Consider the following 14576-nt stretch of genomic DNA (forward strand, 5'->3'; position numbering starts at 1 on the left):
CCAAGGCTTGCTGAAATACATAAAATGTGAATTATTTGAATACAAAGATACTAAAAATTCCTTCACATAATAACTAAGCTTTCGTTTTGTCTGCAAGACAAGAAATGAAAGCCCGTTGAACGGAAGCTCCAGTGGCTTTTCAACAGCATTTTGGTCCTCTTATGGGGATGTCGTTTTTAGGATTTAGAGGTACAAAGCAGTTTTTTTAGAAGGACTGCTTTTTTTTGTGGCGTTGGGTAGCCTTTGGAAGTGGTTTTCTGCGTTTTTTCTTCGCTGCAAAACACAGTTTCCCTTACCCGCAAAGTTTATTTCGCAGACAAAGGTTGGGTGACGAAAAGAAAGTCCTGCGGCGGACCGCGCTGCCCGAAAACAGCAATGGTCACCAGGTTTCCCTCCTTGCAGCACCGGCATTTATTGAGCAGCGTTTTGGGTGTTACCTCCGGGATCTTGATCTTTAAACCGGATTGCAGAGCCCGGAGTTTCCCACGTTTCCAGCTGCTGCTCAAAATCCCGTAATGGCGGATTCGCACAAACCTTCTGGGCAGAATATGAAGACTGAAGCGCCTGATAAACTCCACATGGGATAGGGTCATCTCCTTTTTTTCGCCACCTTTCCGGTAATCTTTGTAGCCAAAACGCACTTCTTTATCGGTAACTTCTTTGATGCGGTGGTTGCTGATGGCGACTTTGTGGGTGTATCTGCCTAAATATTCGATCACCTGTTTCGGGCCGCCAAAAGGCCGCTTGGCATATACGACCCAGTTTTTGGTGAAGAGCCTGTCCATGAGGTGGGCATCTTTAATTCCACAAGCCTTTAATGAAGCCACAAACTTCGCGCGGAAGACTTTGCTCATCGCTTTTACGGAGAACAGATATTTATCGGTTCGTACTTTCTTTTTCCATCTGCCCTGCCTGTTGATGCCACCACCCGGAACAATACAGTGCAGGTGCGGATGCAGGCTCAGGTTTTGTCCCCAAGTGTGTAGAATGGCAATCATTCCCAGTTGGATTCCTTCGGTGTTACCGAATTGGTTTAAAGTCGCCCAGGCGGCTTCAAATAAGGTTTTGTAAACAAGGGTGGGATTGGCAATGGACAAACCGTTCAGTTCTTCAGGAAGCGTAAAAACCAGATGATAATAGCTGCACGGCAGCAAGTCCGCTTCACGTTTCCGGATCCATTCTTCCTTTTTGTGTCCCTGACACTGGGGACAGTGACGGTTTCTGCAGGAGTTGTAACTGATGCTCATATTTCCGCATTCGTCACACGCATCGATATGACCACCCAAAGCTGAAGTGCGGCAATATGATAGAGCCCGAAGCGTTTTTTCCTGATGAACCGTAAAATTCCGGGCCGATAGATTGAGTTTACGAAGAACATCTGCAACGCCTCCGTTTTGATGCTTTGCCTTACTTCGGGATTCCATTTTTGCGGCATAAAGCGAAAACGGTATCCAGAGGGCTGTGCGGCTGCTGATCCGATAGCTGGCAGACATGGAGGTATTCCATCGTCGATTCAATTCTTTCATGACCCATAAGTTTCTGAACCATGATGATCGGAACGCCGTCTTCCAGCAGATGCGTGGCGTAGCTGTGGCGCAAAGTGTGGGTGTGGACTTCTTTGGTGATGCCGGCTTTTTTAGAAATGGTTTTGATCACCCACTGAACGCCGCGCTGGCTGTAGCGGGAATCAAAATCCGGTTTCTGTAAAGCGTTTTGATGTGTTTTTAAATCAATCTCCTCAATATTCCTGTTATGGTTCCCATTGAATAAATACTGATCCGGATTTTCAATACTGATGAAGGTTTTCAAGCCTCTGATTAAATGTTCGGACAGGGGAACATACCGGTCTTTGCCGCCTTTACCCTGCACGATATGCAGCATCTTCCGGTCGAAATCCAAATGCTGAAGCTTGATATTTCTTACTTCCATACAGCGCAGTCCGCAACCGTAGATCAGGCCGATGAGCAGTTTGTGTTTCAGGAGTTCGGCACTTTGAAGCATTCGCCAGATTTCTTCACGGCTTAAAATAGTGGGAAGTTTTTTCACTTTTGGAATCGCGGGAAGATGGAGGTAGCTGTAAGGCAAGCCTTCGGTTTTCAGCAAAAACCGCAGTCCGTAAACGGTATGTTTAAAGTACGACTGAGAAGGGGTTTTTGATCGCTTTTGAAGTTCAAAAAGGTAATCTTTAATGTCTTCCGGGTCTAATTCGGTAGGGACTTTACCGAAATGAAGCGCTAAGGCTGCAACGTGACGGGAATAATTGTCGAAGGTACGCTTGCTTCTGCCCAGGATGGAGATATTTCTTTCGAAGCGTTGCAGAAGTTCGGCAAAACCGTTAACTTCGCTCGAGGCACGATTCAGGAATTTGTTGGTCCTTAAATCCTCCGGAGATTTTTTTTTGTAGCCATTTGATGAGTTTTTTAAGGGTTAATAAAAACAAAGTTACTAAAACGGCGAATGGGAAAAGCTACCGGAGGTTTAGTTCAACATCGCATTGGCAAAATGGCAGGTTAAGTGCTAAATTGAAAGTTTCTGCATTTTATTCCGCCGAATGTGTTCCACATTCGCTTTTTATTTGTAAGTTAGCTCTGTGGAAACACATCGGCTACGTTCTCGCTAAATTGAACTTTTTGTCCAATTTATCCGCCACTTCGCCAATGCGTTTCCCGTTATGTGTAATTTTAGCCGCAAACGCAGTTAAAACAAAAAGGCTCCGAATTCCGGAACCTTCTTTTTATCATTTCATTTTTCTAAAAAACTTGTACAACAAATCGATTTTATTTGAACAAAGAATTGGCATTGCTTCAAAAAGATTTTCCTCATCCCATTCCCACCATTTCATTTCCTGCAACTTTTGGATGTCATCATCGCTAAATCTCTTTTTTATTAATTTGGCTGGATTTCCCCCTACAATTGAATAAGGTTCAACATCTTTTGTAACCAAAGCACGACTGCCAATAACAGCTCCATCTCCTATCTGAACTCCTGGCATTATCATAGCTTCACTACCAATCCAAACATCATTCCCAACAACTGTATCTCCTGCTTTTTGAAATCCATCTTGGCTTTTACTGAAAACATCAAATTCAGACATATAAAAAAATGGAAAACTGGAAATCCAATCATATTTATGACCTTGATTACCTGCCATTATGAAACTTGCACCACTCCCTATTGAGCAGTAAGAACCGATAATTAGTTTATCGACATCATTCCTGTCCGGAAACAGATAACGAGCACAATCATCAAATGAATGACCGTGATAATAACCGGAATAATAAGAATATTTACCCGAAATTATATTGGGATTAGTTATGTGGTCTTTGATTATTTTTCCTTTAAAAGGACTTTCGAAGAAATTTTTCATTATTTAACATATTTAATTTACAATAAGACAATAAGGAGACAAAGAATAGTACTAAACTATTCTCTTCCTATACGTTGCGTAAAGTAAATATGCTAATCTGATAATTTCATCTGACAAATATACAAAAAAACTACACATAATAACTAAGCTTTCGTTTTGTCTGCAAGACAAGAAATGAAAGCCCGTTGAACGGAAGCTCCAGTGGCTTTTCAACAGCATTTTGGTCCTCTTATGGGGATGTCGTTTTTAGGATTTAGAGGTACAAAGCAGTTTTTTTAGAAGGACTGCTTTTTTTTGTGGCGTTGGGTAGCCTTTGGAAGTGGTTTTCTGCGTTTTTTCTTCGCTGCAAAACACAGTTTCCCTTACCCGCAAAGTTTATTTCGCAGACAAAGGTTGGGTGACGAAAAGAAAGTCCTGCGGCGGACCGCGCTGCCCGAAAACAGCAATGGTCACCAGGTTTCCCTCCTTGCAGCACCGGCATTTATTGAGCAGCGTTTTGGGTGTTACCTCCGGGATCTTGATCTTTAAACCGGATTGCAGAGCCCGGAGTTTCCCACGTTTCCAGCTGCTGCTCAAAATCCCGTAATGGCGGATTCGCACAAACCTTCTGGGCAGAATATGAAGACTGAAGCGCCTGATAAACTCCACATGGGATAGGGTCATCTCCTTTTTTTCGCCACCTTTCCGGTAATCTTTGTAGCCAAAACGCACTTCTTTATCGGTAACTTCTTTGATGCGGTGGTTGCTGATGGCGACTTTGTGGGTGTATCTGCCTAAATATTCGATCACCTGTTTCGGGCCGCCAAAAGGCCGCTTGGCATATACGACCCAGTTTTTGGTGAAGAGCCTGTCCATGAGGTGGGCATCTTTAATTCCACAAGCCTTTAATGAAGCCACAAACTTCGCGCGGAAGACTTTGCTCATCGCTTTTACGGAGAACAGATATTTATCGGTTCGTACTTTCTTTTTCCATCTGCCCTGCCTGTTGATGCCACCACCCGGAACAATACAGTGCAGGTGCGGATGCAGGCTCAGGTTTTGTCCCCAAGTGTGTAGAATGGCAATCATTCCCAGTTGGATTCCTTCGGTGTTACCGAATTGGTTTAAAGTCGCCCAGGCGGCTTCAAATAAGGTTTTGTAAACAAGGGTGGGATTGGCAATGGACAAACCGTTCAGTTCTTCAGGAAGCGTAAAAACCAGATGATAATAGCTGCACGGCAGCAAGTCCGCTTCACGTTTCCGGATCCATTCTTCCTTTTTGTGTCCCTGACACTGGGGACAGTGACGGTTTCTGCAGGAGTTGTAACTGATGCTCATATTTCCGCATTCGTCACACGCATCGATATGACCACCCAAAGCTGAAGTGCGGCAATATGATAGAGCCCGAAGCGTTTTTTCCTGATGAACCGTAAAATTCCGGGCCGATAGATTGAGTTTACGAAGAACATCTGCAACGCCTCCGTTTTGATGCTTTGCCTTACTTCGGGATTCCATTTTTGCGGCATAAAGCGAAAACGGTATCCAGAGGGCTGTGCGGCTGCTGATCCGATAGCTGGCAGACATGGAGGTATTCCATCGTCGATTCAATTCTTTCATGACCCATAAGTTTCTGAACCATGATGATCGGAACGCCGTCTTCCAGCAGATGCGTGGCGTAGCTGTGGCGCAAAGTGTGGGTGTGGACTTCTTTGGTGATGCCGGCTTTTTTAGAAATGGTTTTGATCACCCACTGAACGCCGCGCTGGCTGTAGCGGGAATCAAAATCCGGTTTCTGTAAAGCGTTTTGATGTGTTTTTAAATCAATCTCCTCAATATTCCTGTTATGGTTCCCATTGAATAAATACTGATCCGGATTTTCAATACTGATGAAGGTTTTCAAGCCTCTGATTAAATGTTCGGACAGGGGAACATACCGGTCTTTGCCGCCTTTACCCTGCACGATATGCAGCATCTTCCGGTCGAAATCCAAATGCTGAAGCTTGATATTTCTTACTTCCATACAGCGCAGTCCGCAACCGTAGATCAGGCCGATGAGCAGTTTGTGTTTCAGGAGTTCGGCACTTTGAAGCATTCGCCAGATTTCTTCACGGCTTAAAATAGTGGGAAGTTTTTTCACTTTTGGAATCGCGGGAAGATGGAGGTAGCTGTAAGGCAAGCCTTCGGTTTTCAGCAAAAACCGCAGTCCGTAAACGGTATGTTTAAAGTACGACTGAGAAGGGGTTTTTGATCGCTTTTGAAGTTCAAAAAGGTAATCTTTAATGTCTTCCGGGTCTAATTCGGTAGGGACTTTACCGAAATGAAGCGCTAAGGCTGCAACGTGACGGGAATAATTGTCGAAGGTACGCTTGCTTCTGCCCAGGATGGAGATATTTCTTTCGAAGCGTTGCAGAAGTTCGGCAAAACCGTTAACTTCGCTCGAGGCACGATTCAGGAATTTGTTGGTCCTTAAATCCTCCGGAGATTTTTTTTTGTAGCCATTTGATGAGTTTTTTAAGGGTTAATAAAAACAAAGTTACTAAAACGGCGAATGGGAAAAGCTACCGGAGGTTTAGTTCAACATCGCATTGGCAAAATGGCGGGTTAAGTGCAAAACTGAACTTTCGTGCTTTTTTATCCGCCGAATGTGTTCCACATTCAGCTTTTTTTTAATAAATTAGCTTCTTTGGAAACACATCGGCTACGTTATTGCTAAATTGAACTTTCGGCTCAATTTATCCGCCACTTCGCCAATGCGTTTCCCGTTGTACGACATAGTAAAACCGAACCAAACAAAATGAAAGTCAGAGAAGAAAAGTTAAGAACAATTATAGAATGGTCGGAGAAAAACGAAGATGTAAGAGTTCTTCTTCTGACAAGTTCACTTGTAAATCCTTTAGCACTTGTTGACGAATTTAGTGATTTAGACATTGAATTTGTTTTTGAGGATAATACAAATTACATTTCAGACAAAAGCTGGACGCTTAAATTCGGAAATCCAATTGCTATGATTGAAGAAGACGAAAGTTGTTTTAACCATAAACACGCAATGAAAATGCTACTTTATGAAGACGGTGTGAAAGTAGATTTTAAACTTTACAGCAAATCAAAATTTATAAAGGAAACGCAAGAGAAAGAATTACCAGAAGATTGGGATATTGGTTATAAAATTTTAATTGATAAAGATGGTATTACAAAGCAAATGCTGAAACCAACTTATCAAATTTCCATTATCAAAAAACCGTCTGAAAAAGAGTTTCAAAATCTAATAAACGATTTTTGGTGGGACACAACTTACGTGGCAAAGTGTCTTGTGAGAGATGAAATATTCTATGCGAAATTTATGTCGGAAACCGTTATTCGCACAGAATATCTAATTCCTTTAATTGAATGGCACATTGCAAGTGAACACAATTGGAACATAACGACCAATAAATATGGACGACTTTTCAAAAAGTATCTTAACCAGGAAATGTGGGCTAAAACAGAACAAACATTTTCAGGGAGCGATATAAAGGAAAATTGGACTGCTCTATTTTCAATGACTGATTTAGTTTCAGAAATAGGAACTGAATTGTCAAAAAAATTAGAGTACAAATACCCGGATAAATTAGAAAATGACATACGAAAATATTTAGCTGGACTAAAACCCAAAACATAACTACGTCGTACAACATCGTATTGGCAATAGGCGGGCTGAACGGCTTCGTATCAACGGAAGTGCAAAATTCAACTTCTGTTCTTCGATTAAAGTTCAGTGCTAAAAATCCCGCCCATCGCCAATACGCGGCACGTTATCTGTCATTTTAAAAAAAAGTATGAAAAGAACAATTTTTACAATTTTAGCAACTTTACTTATTAGTTTCTCTTTTGCTCAAAATTATGAACAACAAATAGCGAAAGCAGAAGAATTTGTAAGCAAAAAAGATTTTTGTAACGCTTATGAAATATTTAAACCTCTATTAATAGATAGTAATCAAGGTACCATATACGACTATTACTATGCTTCTCTTTCTGCTGTCAATTGTAAAAAAGACGAAGATGCTTTAAACTGGCTTAATGTTGCTGCTGAAAAAGGTTTAGGATTAAAAGATGGAGAAATAGATTTTATTAAAAAAGATAAAAATTTCAAGGAATTAAAAAGCACAGAAAAATGGGCTTCAATTATCAACACTATGCAAAATAAATTTGCAGATAAAAAATTAATTGAAGAAGCAAAATCTAAAAAATGGGTTTCCACTATAACAAAGAATGCTATTCAAAAAAAAAGATCAAAATTTAATACCGCCAATTCTGGCTTTGCATTATATTATTCAAGCGCGGAAAATATCAATGTTCCATATTTAGTCTTTGTTCCCAAAAATTACAACGCTAATAAACCTACAAAAGCGATAATATATCTACACGGAGGAATTAATTCGACAGAAAATTTCAATTTTGATAAACCTGAAATAACGCAAGAACCAATTTTTAAAGTTGCAGACCATTTTAATTCCATAATTATTTATCCATTTGGTAAGAAAGATTTTGGCTGGATGAATCAAAAAAAGGCTTTTCAGAACATCTATAAAATTCTGACTCAAGTTAAATCTACTTATAATATAGATAAAAAAAATATTTATTTGGGAGGAATGTCAAATGGTGGCACAGCAACTTTTTGGTTTGCTTCTCAAAGACCAAGTATTTTTACAGGTTTTTATGCGATTTCTGCTAATCCTAAATTAGAGATTGGAAATATTAATTTCAATTTCGATAAACCTTTTTATGAAATCCATACAAAAGATGATTCTGTTTTTAAGTTTGATGATGTAGAAAAAATATATAACACAAACAAGTCAAGGAATTGGCATTTTGAATCTATAGCAAATGGTGACCACGGAATTATCTATCAACAAAACGGAAATGAAGTTCTAGAAAACTTGCTGAAAGAATTAATTGAAAATAAAAACGCCAGATAACATCGTATTGGCAATAGCGCGGAGGAATCGCAATTTTAATTATTTTTGATATTCCGCAGATTATTTTATAATAAGAAAAAGTCCGCGTTAAAGCCGCACCATCGCCAATACGTAACCGTTATCTGCCATATTATGAAGAGATTCGCTGTAGTAATTCTGATATTTTTATTTAACACTGTAAGTTCACAAAATAGGATTTATGAAATATCATTTTGTGGAAGAGAGCAAAATGTAATATTAAGAGAAAAAAATAATAAAAAATTTTCTGGAACTATCAATTCAAAATTTCATAAACAAAAAAGTAAAAGGGACATAACCAAAACAAAGAGAATAAATAAGAATATTGCGAAAATAATTATAAATGACCTTAAGAATAATGGAATATTACAATTGAAAAATGAGGATGACAAAATTAATTGTGGTGACTTTTATCTAGATGGCGATATACTAAATTTTACAGTGACAGAAAATAAAATCATTCTTAACAAGGGTTTTGATGAAGTCTATCCAGAAAGTGAATCAAAAACAATTGAACCAAATGAATGTCGAAGAAAGGCTCAATTTTTAGCCACAATTATTGACAAACAATTAAATCTTAAAAAATTACATTCGCAACAGTTCAAAAAACTTGGTTCTGGAACTTGCTACTGGACAGGAATTTCACAAGTATGTATTAAAAAGAAATGAAAAATACGGCAGATAATAGCTAAGTTTTCGTTGCGTGCGCAGCACGAACAATGAAAACCCTGTTGAACGGAACCTTCGGCAGCTTTTGGTTGGGTATTTTCCCACACTATGGGTTTATCGACAAAAGATTTTTAGAGATACAAGAGACTTTGAGAAGAGTCTCTTTTTTTGTGGGTGATTTTGGCGAGTTTTTCTTGGTTTTATCGTGCTTTCCTTCACGTTAGGTTAACATTTCCCTTACCCAAATCCGCTAAAATGCAGATTTAGGAGCAGGTAAATTTCGGCTCATCTCCAAAAACCAACTTGGCGGACCTCGTAGATCGAACGTGGCAATCGTCACAAGATTTCCATCTTTACAACACGTACATTTCGGCTGAAAAGCTTTTGGCGGAAGCTTTTCTTTGGGCTGGATGCCTAAATTTTGTTGTAGATTTTTAAGTTTGATACGCTTCCAGGTGCTGCTCAAAAAACCATAATGACGGATTTTTACAAATCTTTTCGGTAAAATATGCATCACAAAACGGCGGATAAACTCTTCATGGCTCAAAACCATCTGCTTTTTGATGCCTTTTTGGCGGTAATCTTTGTAAGAAAAAGTTACCGTTTCCGCGTCAATTTTCCTGATTCTCTGGTTGCTGATGGCGATTTTATGCGTGTATCTGCCCAAATATTCTACCACAGATTTTGGGCTTCCAAAAGGCTTTTTGGCGTAAACAACCCAAGACTTTTCCCACAGATTTTGCCTGATTTTGGTATACTCTTCAAAGTTTTTATCTTTTAATTTCTCACAAAATTTAGCCCTGAAAACTTTACTCAAAGCCTTTACCGGAAACAAAAATTTGCCGTCTGAACGTAGATTTTTCCAAGCTCCGCTTTCATCCACTCCACCGCCCGGAACAATGCAGTGCAAATGCGGATGAAGGCTCAGATTCTGCCCCCAAGTGTGCAAAACAGCAATCATTCCCATTTTTAAACCTCGATTTTCACCAAACGTTTGAAGCGTTTCCCAGGCAGATTCAAATAAAAAATCGTACAACATTTTGGGCTCGTGAAGCGCGGTTTTGTTCAATACATCAGGAAGCGTAAAAACCACGTGGAAATAAGGTACCGGAAGCAGTTCGGTTTCCCGATTTTCAATCCATTGCTCTCGGTTTTTGCTCTGACATTTTGGGCAATGACGGTTTCGGCAGGAGTTGTAACTGATGCTTACATTTCCACATTCATCACAAGCGTCAATATGACCACCCAAAGCAGAGGTACGGCATTTTTTCAACGCTGAAAGTGTTCGTAATTGCCAAGAATTAAGTCCTAAATCTTCCAATTTTGAACCTAATTTGTTTAAAACATCGGCGACTTCGTATTGAGGTTGAGATTGAGGTTGAACTGACTGTTTTTTTGAGGTTTTTAAACCGCTCATTTTTTCCCAAATTCTGAAAAAAGGGTATCGAGCGGTGAAAAGAGTTTTTGGGTTGAAAGCTGGGCAATTTGAAGATAAACCAGCGTGGTATCGATACTTTCGTGACCGAGAAGATTTTTGATGCTCAAAATATCCATCCCATCTTCCAGAAGATGCGTCGCAAAACTGTGCCGAAGCGTATGGACACTCACTTCTTTCAGGATATTTGCCGTTTTTGATGCCTGCTTTACCGCCCACTGAACGCCGCGCTGGGAGTAACGGGAATCGAAATCGCCACCAGCACGCCCTCCACGAGGTTCTCCAAAGAGATAATCTTCCGGTTTTTCCGCTTCGATATACTTTTTGAGCCCACGAATCAGATGTTCGGAAAGTGGTAAATAGCGGTCTTTTTTGCCTTTTCCCTGAACCACTTTGAGTTGTTTTCGACCAAAATCTAAGTCGCACAAACGGAGATTTCGAACTTCCATACAGCGCAATCCGCAGCCGTAAAGAATGCCGATCAAAATTTTATGTTTTAAAAGTTTACAGCCGGACAACATCTGCCAAACCTCCTGTTTACTAAGCACTACAGGCAGTTTTTTCTCTCTTTTAATTTCCGGAAGACTCAAATAATCATAGCTCAAACCTTCCGATTTAAGCAGAAATCGAAGTCCGTAAACGGTGTGTTTAAAATACGACTGTGAAGGTGATTTTGATTTTTTCTGAAGGTAAAAAAGGTAATCGTGAATTTGCTCGGGATCCAATTCTGTAGGAATTTTTCCGAAATGTAGCGACACCGCAGCGACGTGTCTGGAGTAATTTTGAAAGGTACTTTGGCTTCTTCCCAATACAGAAACCGTACGTTCAAACCTATGCAAAAGCTCCGCAAATCCCGGAACTTCGCGCTTTGCCTGATTGATGATCTTGTTTTCTCTAAGCTCTTCTACACTCTTTTTTTTGTTGCCATTTTACTGATTTTTAATTAGTTTTACAAAGTAACTAAATATAGCGCTGAGAAAGCTACCGAAGGTTTAGTTCAACATTGTATTGGCAAAATGCGGGATGAAGTCTTGAATTGAAAAGCCTAAATATTTAGCCGCATATGCTTTTCAATTCCACTTTTTTTAGTAATTTAGTCATTGGGTGCTACCGAAAAGTTTACGACCTGTTTATCGTTTTTCAAGGTGTTGATTTCTGCATTTTTGGTAATTCTACCTACGATTGTGTTCATAATCTTAAATTTTAAAATGTTAATATTTTGTTAATTTTTGTTTTGTCAAAGGTCAAATGTTGGGAGTGAATTGATTTGGTATCGAGGACACTCGGCATTTTTCTTTTTTTATATTAAGTTAGAAAACAGTATTTTTTGCTGGATTTTTATTGTTTTTCCGTTGATTTCAAAGAACGTCTATGGTTGATTTGATTCGTACAACTGAGGTTCCGGCTTTTTCTTTGCCCATGAACATAGGACGGCACCATCCATACAAAACCCGATTCGGTTCCGCTGGATAAAGGCAGAAAATTCCGAATCGGGCTTGAAATCTTTTTGTCCGAAGGATTTAGGAGTGTCTGGAAAAATTGTTGGAGCTTGTGGAAAGAATTTTTTTAGAAACCCAAAAAGATTTTTTTGTGTGGGTGGTGCCGTCCTACATTTGCAAACGTAAAAGCCCAACCGCAGTTGGGAAACTTAATCAATGGACGTGGTTGTTAATGGAAAACTAAAGGAAATTCATTGGAAAATGGTTTCTCCAATGATTTAAACTGATCAAATATTACAAAACCACTCGTTCAAGTCCTTAAAATTATGATAAATTAAAGAGCAATCCTCTACATTTTTGTATTGACTTTTAATTTTTAATTTAACCGATTTCCCATTCTTATCATTGTCTAGAAAAAGTGAAATTTTCTCATATTGTTTCAGTTTTTCTTCCACCTTGAAAAACATTGCAGTTGAATTTAAAGTCAAGTAATCACAGTTTGAATTATCTGATTTGTCTAAATTTCGGTAGGTCAGATAATCGAAAAAGCCCTCAAATATGAGAATCTCGTTCTTGAGATTGTTATCATTAACAATCAACGTCACATCCTTTTTTCCCAAACATATTTTTGACTGTGGATTGCGAATCTCAAAACCTCCGGACTTATTCTGAAATCCAATTCCGAAATATTTTCTTCCTTTCAATTCGTAGTGAATTTCCTTAACCCTATGCTTTTGCTCAAAAACTCTTCGGGACTTCAGATACTGAATTAATGCAGGATGCTGGATTTCTTTGATTTCTAAAATCTGATTGCATGTTTGACCAGTAGTTTCGTGATATTTTATTTCATTTTGAACTCTAAAATCCAATGTTGAAAGGCATTTCAATGCTTCTGAAACGGAACATTTCTTTATCTGTTGGACAATTGAAATCACATCGTAACTTTTTCCATTTCCAAAATCGAACGCCTTGTTTTTGACAAAATCGACCGCCAGACTTGGAATTTTTTCCTCCCGGTCCAACGCAAAATAAAACGCAGTTTTCGGATTTTCTTTGACCGGAAACAGCCCGAACGACTCCAAAACCGCCCGAATTCCGACGTTTTGCTTGACTTTTTCGCAATTCATTTTTTTTCTTTTAATGCAAATTACTTATCCACATTTCCCTTTTAAATAAAAAAGACTTTTAATTTATTTTTATATTACTTTTAGCAAACGGCATTCTTCTTTTGCCACAAAGGATTTAATGGTGTTTTTCGGTGAGTTCAATTCCGAAAACTAGTGAGTTCAATTCCGAAATTTGGGTGAGTGCAATTCCGAAATAAAGCCTGTTTTGGGGTGAGTGCAATTCCGAATCGATTTTTCCATTTATTCTGATAACCGTAGTTATCCACAAAACAGCTAGGTTATCCACAATTTTTGTGTTTTCTAAATCTTCGGGTGAGTGCAATTCCGAATTCGATGCTGTTATTTTGTTCATTTTTAACATTTCTTTAACTTTAGTGAGTGCAATTCCGAATTGGTGGTGAGTGCAATTCCGAAATCAGACAATCATCGGATAGCCATTAGGGAATATTTCTCCCATTTTTGTATTTCTATACAAATGCTTGATGTGTGCCTGAATTTCAATAAGAAATTTTTGACCTTTAAAGTCGGTCGATGCTATCTTTCTCATTCTGCAGTTCCTAATAAATTCCTTGAAGGCTCTTTCAATCAGTTCCCTTGTCTGCGGTATATTTTCGTATTGATGGAAAAACTGGACTGTTTCGGCTTCGTCTAATCTATATCGTTTTTTGAAATAGAGCAATCTTCGGTTAATTTTATGACTTTGGTTAAAATTCTCTTGGTTTGATTCTATAAGTTTTTTTGCTTCTTCAAATGGATGAGAAAATCCTTTGGTTAAGATAGGAACAATAAATATGGAATCCTTTTCATACCTGTATTGGAAAGAAAAACTATTGTATCTGTCGAGATTGATTTTGATGGGCTTTAGAAATTTGAAGCAGAAATCTTTGGTATTTTTATAATTTAACCCAAACTTTTTATTGAAATTACCCAGCTTCAGCATTGTTCCCGATTCGGGAATTTTTGAAAGCCAGATGGAGAAAATAATGTGTTTGTTGTTTCTGATATTATACACCAGATGATAGAGTACATAATTATATTCGGGAATAACCAATAATTTTTTCAGCCAGTAACTGCTAATTAGAAATGTGGTAAAACCTCTTTGGTCATAGGTTGGCGTAGAAATAAGTCCGCCAAATGTTTTGATTTCTTTCCCTTTTGAATTAAGCGATTTGTACCATCCCATCTTAAATTTGGCGAGAAACTCATAGGCATCCACAACCTGCTTTGTGGAACCACTCGGAGAAATTTTACTGTTCCGGATTTTGATGGAGGCGAAAATGTTATTTTCTGTTTCAAATTCTTCATCAAATAGGGAAAGTTGCTTCGGACGGTCTTCGGGACGAAACTGTTCATTGCCGATAATTGCAACGATATTGAAAATGACTCGAAGCGCATTGATTGGGATGTCCGCCGCTTGTTGGTCATCAAAAATAAAGTCGTCCACGAAATGGTTTCCCAGCCGAATCTTGTCGGGAACTTTTTCTCCCTTGTCCTCAAACTTCTTTCGGACATGGCGCAAATCTTTTTCAGATAAAGACATTTTCTATTCTTAATGTTCCTGATTTCTTATTTCCTGATTTCAGATGG

General features: G+C 38.8%; 14 protein-coding genes and 2 pseudogenes. 3 read left to right on the top strand and 13 right to left on the bottom strand.

Annotation, left to right across the window (positions count from 1 at the left end):
• Positions 1-305 precede the first annotated feature (305 nt).
• The 7 genes and pseudogenes from FNJ88_RS09005 to FNJ88_RS14570 form a co-directional block, all read right to left on the bottom strand.
• Positions 306-1493: an IS91 family transposase gene (locus FNJ88_RS09005; protein ID WP_410495265.1), complete on the bottom strand. Its 1188-nt coding sequence runs from the start codon at positions 1491-1493 to the stop codon at positions 306-308.
• Positions 1408-2103: a tyrosine-type recombinase/integrase gene (locus FNJ88_RS09010; protein WP_262711455.1), complete on the bottom strand. Its 696-nt coding sequence runs from the start codon at positions 2101-2103 to the stop codon at positions 1408-1410. The genes FNJ88_RS09005 and FNJ88_RS09010 overlap by 86 nt, the downstream gene beginning before the upstream one ends.
• A 57-nt stretch (positions 2104-2160) precedes the next feature.
• Positions 2161-2361 (bottom strand): annotated as a pseudogene (locus FNJ88_RS14565) (phage integrase N-terminal SAM-like domain-containing protein); the annotation flags it as partial.
• A 376-nt stretch (positions 2362-2737) separates the two neighbouring features.
• Positions 2738-3367: a type B chloramphenicol O-acetyltransferase gene (gene catB / locus FNJ88_RS09015; protein WP_035589996.1), complete on the bottom strand. Its 630-nt coding sequence runs from the start codon at positions 3365-3367 to the stop codon at positions 2738-2740.
• Between the two features lie 375 nt (positions 3368-3742).
• Entirely contained in the window at positions 3743-4930 is a 1188-nt protein-coding gene (locus FNJ88_RS09020; RefSeq protein ID WP_410495265.1) for an IS91 family transposase, read from the bottom strand.
• Positions 4845-5540, bottom strand: coding sequence for a tyrosine-type recombinase/integrase (locus FNJ88_RS09025; protein WP_262711455.1), 696 nt, complete (start codon positions 5538-5540; stop codon positions 4845-4847). Before FNJ88_RS09025 ends, FNJ88_RS09020 begins: the two co-directional genes overlap by 86 nt.
• Before the next feature lie 57 nt (positions 5541-5597).
• A pseudogene (locus tag FNJ88_RS14570) lies at positions 5598-5798 on the bottom strand (phage integrase N-terminal SAM-like domain-containing protein); the annotation flags it as partial.
• A 342-nt stretch (positions 5799-6140) separates the two neighbouring features.
• Between FNJ88_RS14570 and FNJ88_RS09030 the strand changes: the two are divergent.
• The 3 genes from FNJ88_RS09030 to FNJ88_RS09040 all read left to right on the top strand — a co-directional run bounded on the left by FNJ88_RS09030 (position 6141) and on the right by FNJ88_RS09040 (position 8988).
• The gene (locus FNJ88_RS09030) at positions 6141-7004 is read left to right on the top strand and encodes an aminoglycoside 6-adenylyltransferase AadS (RefSeq protein WP_003013318.1); all 864 of its coding nucleotides are present in this window, start codon (positions 6141-6143) and stop codon (positions 7002-7004) included.
• A gap of 157 nt (positions 7005-7161) precedes the next feature.
• Entirely contained in the window at positions 7162-8301 is a 1140-nt protein-coding gene (locus FNJ88_RS09035; RefSeq protein ID WP_069148669.1) for a prolyl oligopeptidase family serine peptidase, read from the top strand.
• Between the two features lie 132 nt (positions 8302-8433).
• Positions 8434-8988: a hypothetical protein gene (locus tag FNJ88_RS09040; protein ID WP_024566454.1), complete on the top strand. Its 555-nt coding sequence runs from the start codon at positions 8434-8436 to the stop codon at positions 8986-8988.
• Positions 8989-9238: 250 nt separating this feature from the next.
• Here the strand turns inward: FNJ88_RS09040 and FNJ88_RS09045 are convergent, their stop codons facing one another.
• From FNJ88_RS09045 to FNJ88_RS09070, 6 genes are all read right to left on the bottom strand, one after another.
• The gene (locus FNJ88_RS09045) at positions 9239-10405 is read right to left on the bottom strand and encodes an IS91 family transposase (protein ID WP_024564049.1); all 1167 of its coding nucleotides are present in this window, start codon (positions 10403-10405) and stop codon (positions 9239-9241) included.
• Complete coding sequence (locus FNJ88_RS09050; protein ID WP_024564048.1) at positions 10402-11232, bottom strand: tyrosine-type recombinase/integrase; 831 nt, start codon at positions 11230-11232, stop codon at positions 10402-10404. Before FNJ88_RS09050 ends, FNJ88_RS09045 begins: the two co-directional genes overlap by 4 nt.
• 284 nt (positions 11233-11516) lie before the next feature.
• A complete protein-coding gene (locus tag FNJ88_RS09055; protein WP_228460372.1) occupies positions 11517-11615 on the bottom strand; it encodes a single-stranded DNA-binding protein in 99 nt (32 codons plus the stop codon).
• Positions 11616-12149: 534 nt separating this feature from the next.
• Positions 12150-12989, bottom strand: a complete 840-nt coding sequence (locus FNJ88_RS09060) for a toprim domain-containing protein (RefSeq protein WP_024564046.1) — start codon at positions 12987-12989, stop codon at positions 12150-12152.
• A gap of 115 nt (positions 12990-13104) precedes the next feature.
• Positions 13105-13341 (bottom strand): hypothetical protein, encoded by a 237-nt coding sequence (locus FNJ88_RS09065; protein WP_123903502.1) that lies wholly within the window; start codon positions 13339-13341, stop codon positions 13105-13107.
• 63 nt (positions 13342-13404) lie between these two features.
• Positions 13405-14529: a hypothetical protein gene (locus FNJ88_RS09070; RefSeq protein ID WP_024564044.1), complete on the bottom strand. Its 1125-nt coding sequence runs from the start codon at positions 14527-14529 to the stop codon at positions 13405-13407.
• Between the last annotated feature and the right edge of the window lie 47 nt (positions 14530-14576).

The organism is Chryseobacterium sp. SNU WT5 (assembly GCF_007362475.1).
GTDB lineage: Bacteria > Bacteroidota > Bacteroidia > Flavobacteriales > Weeksellaceae > Kaistella.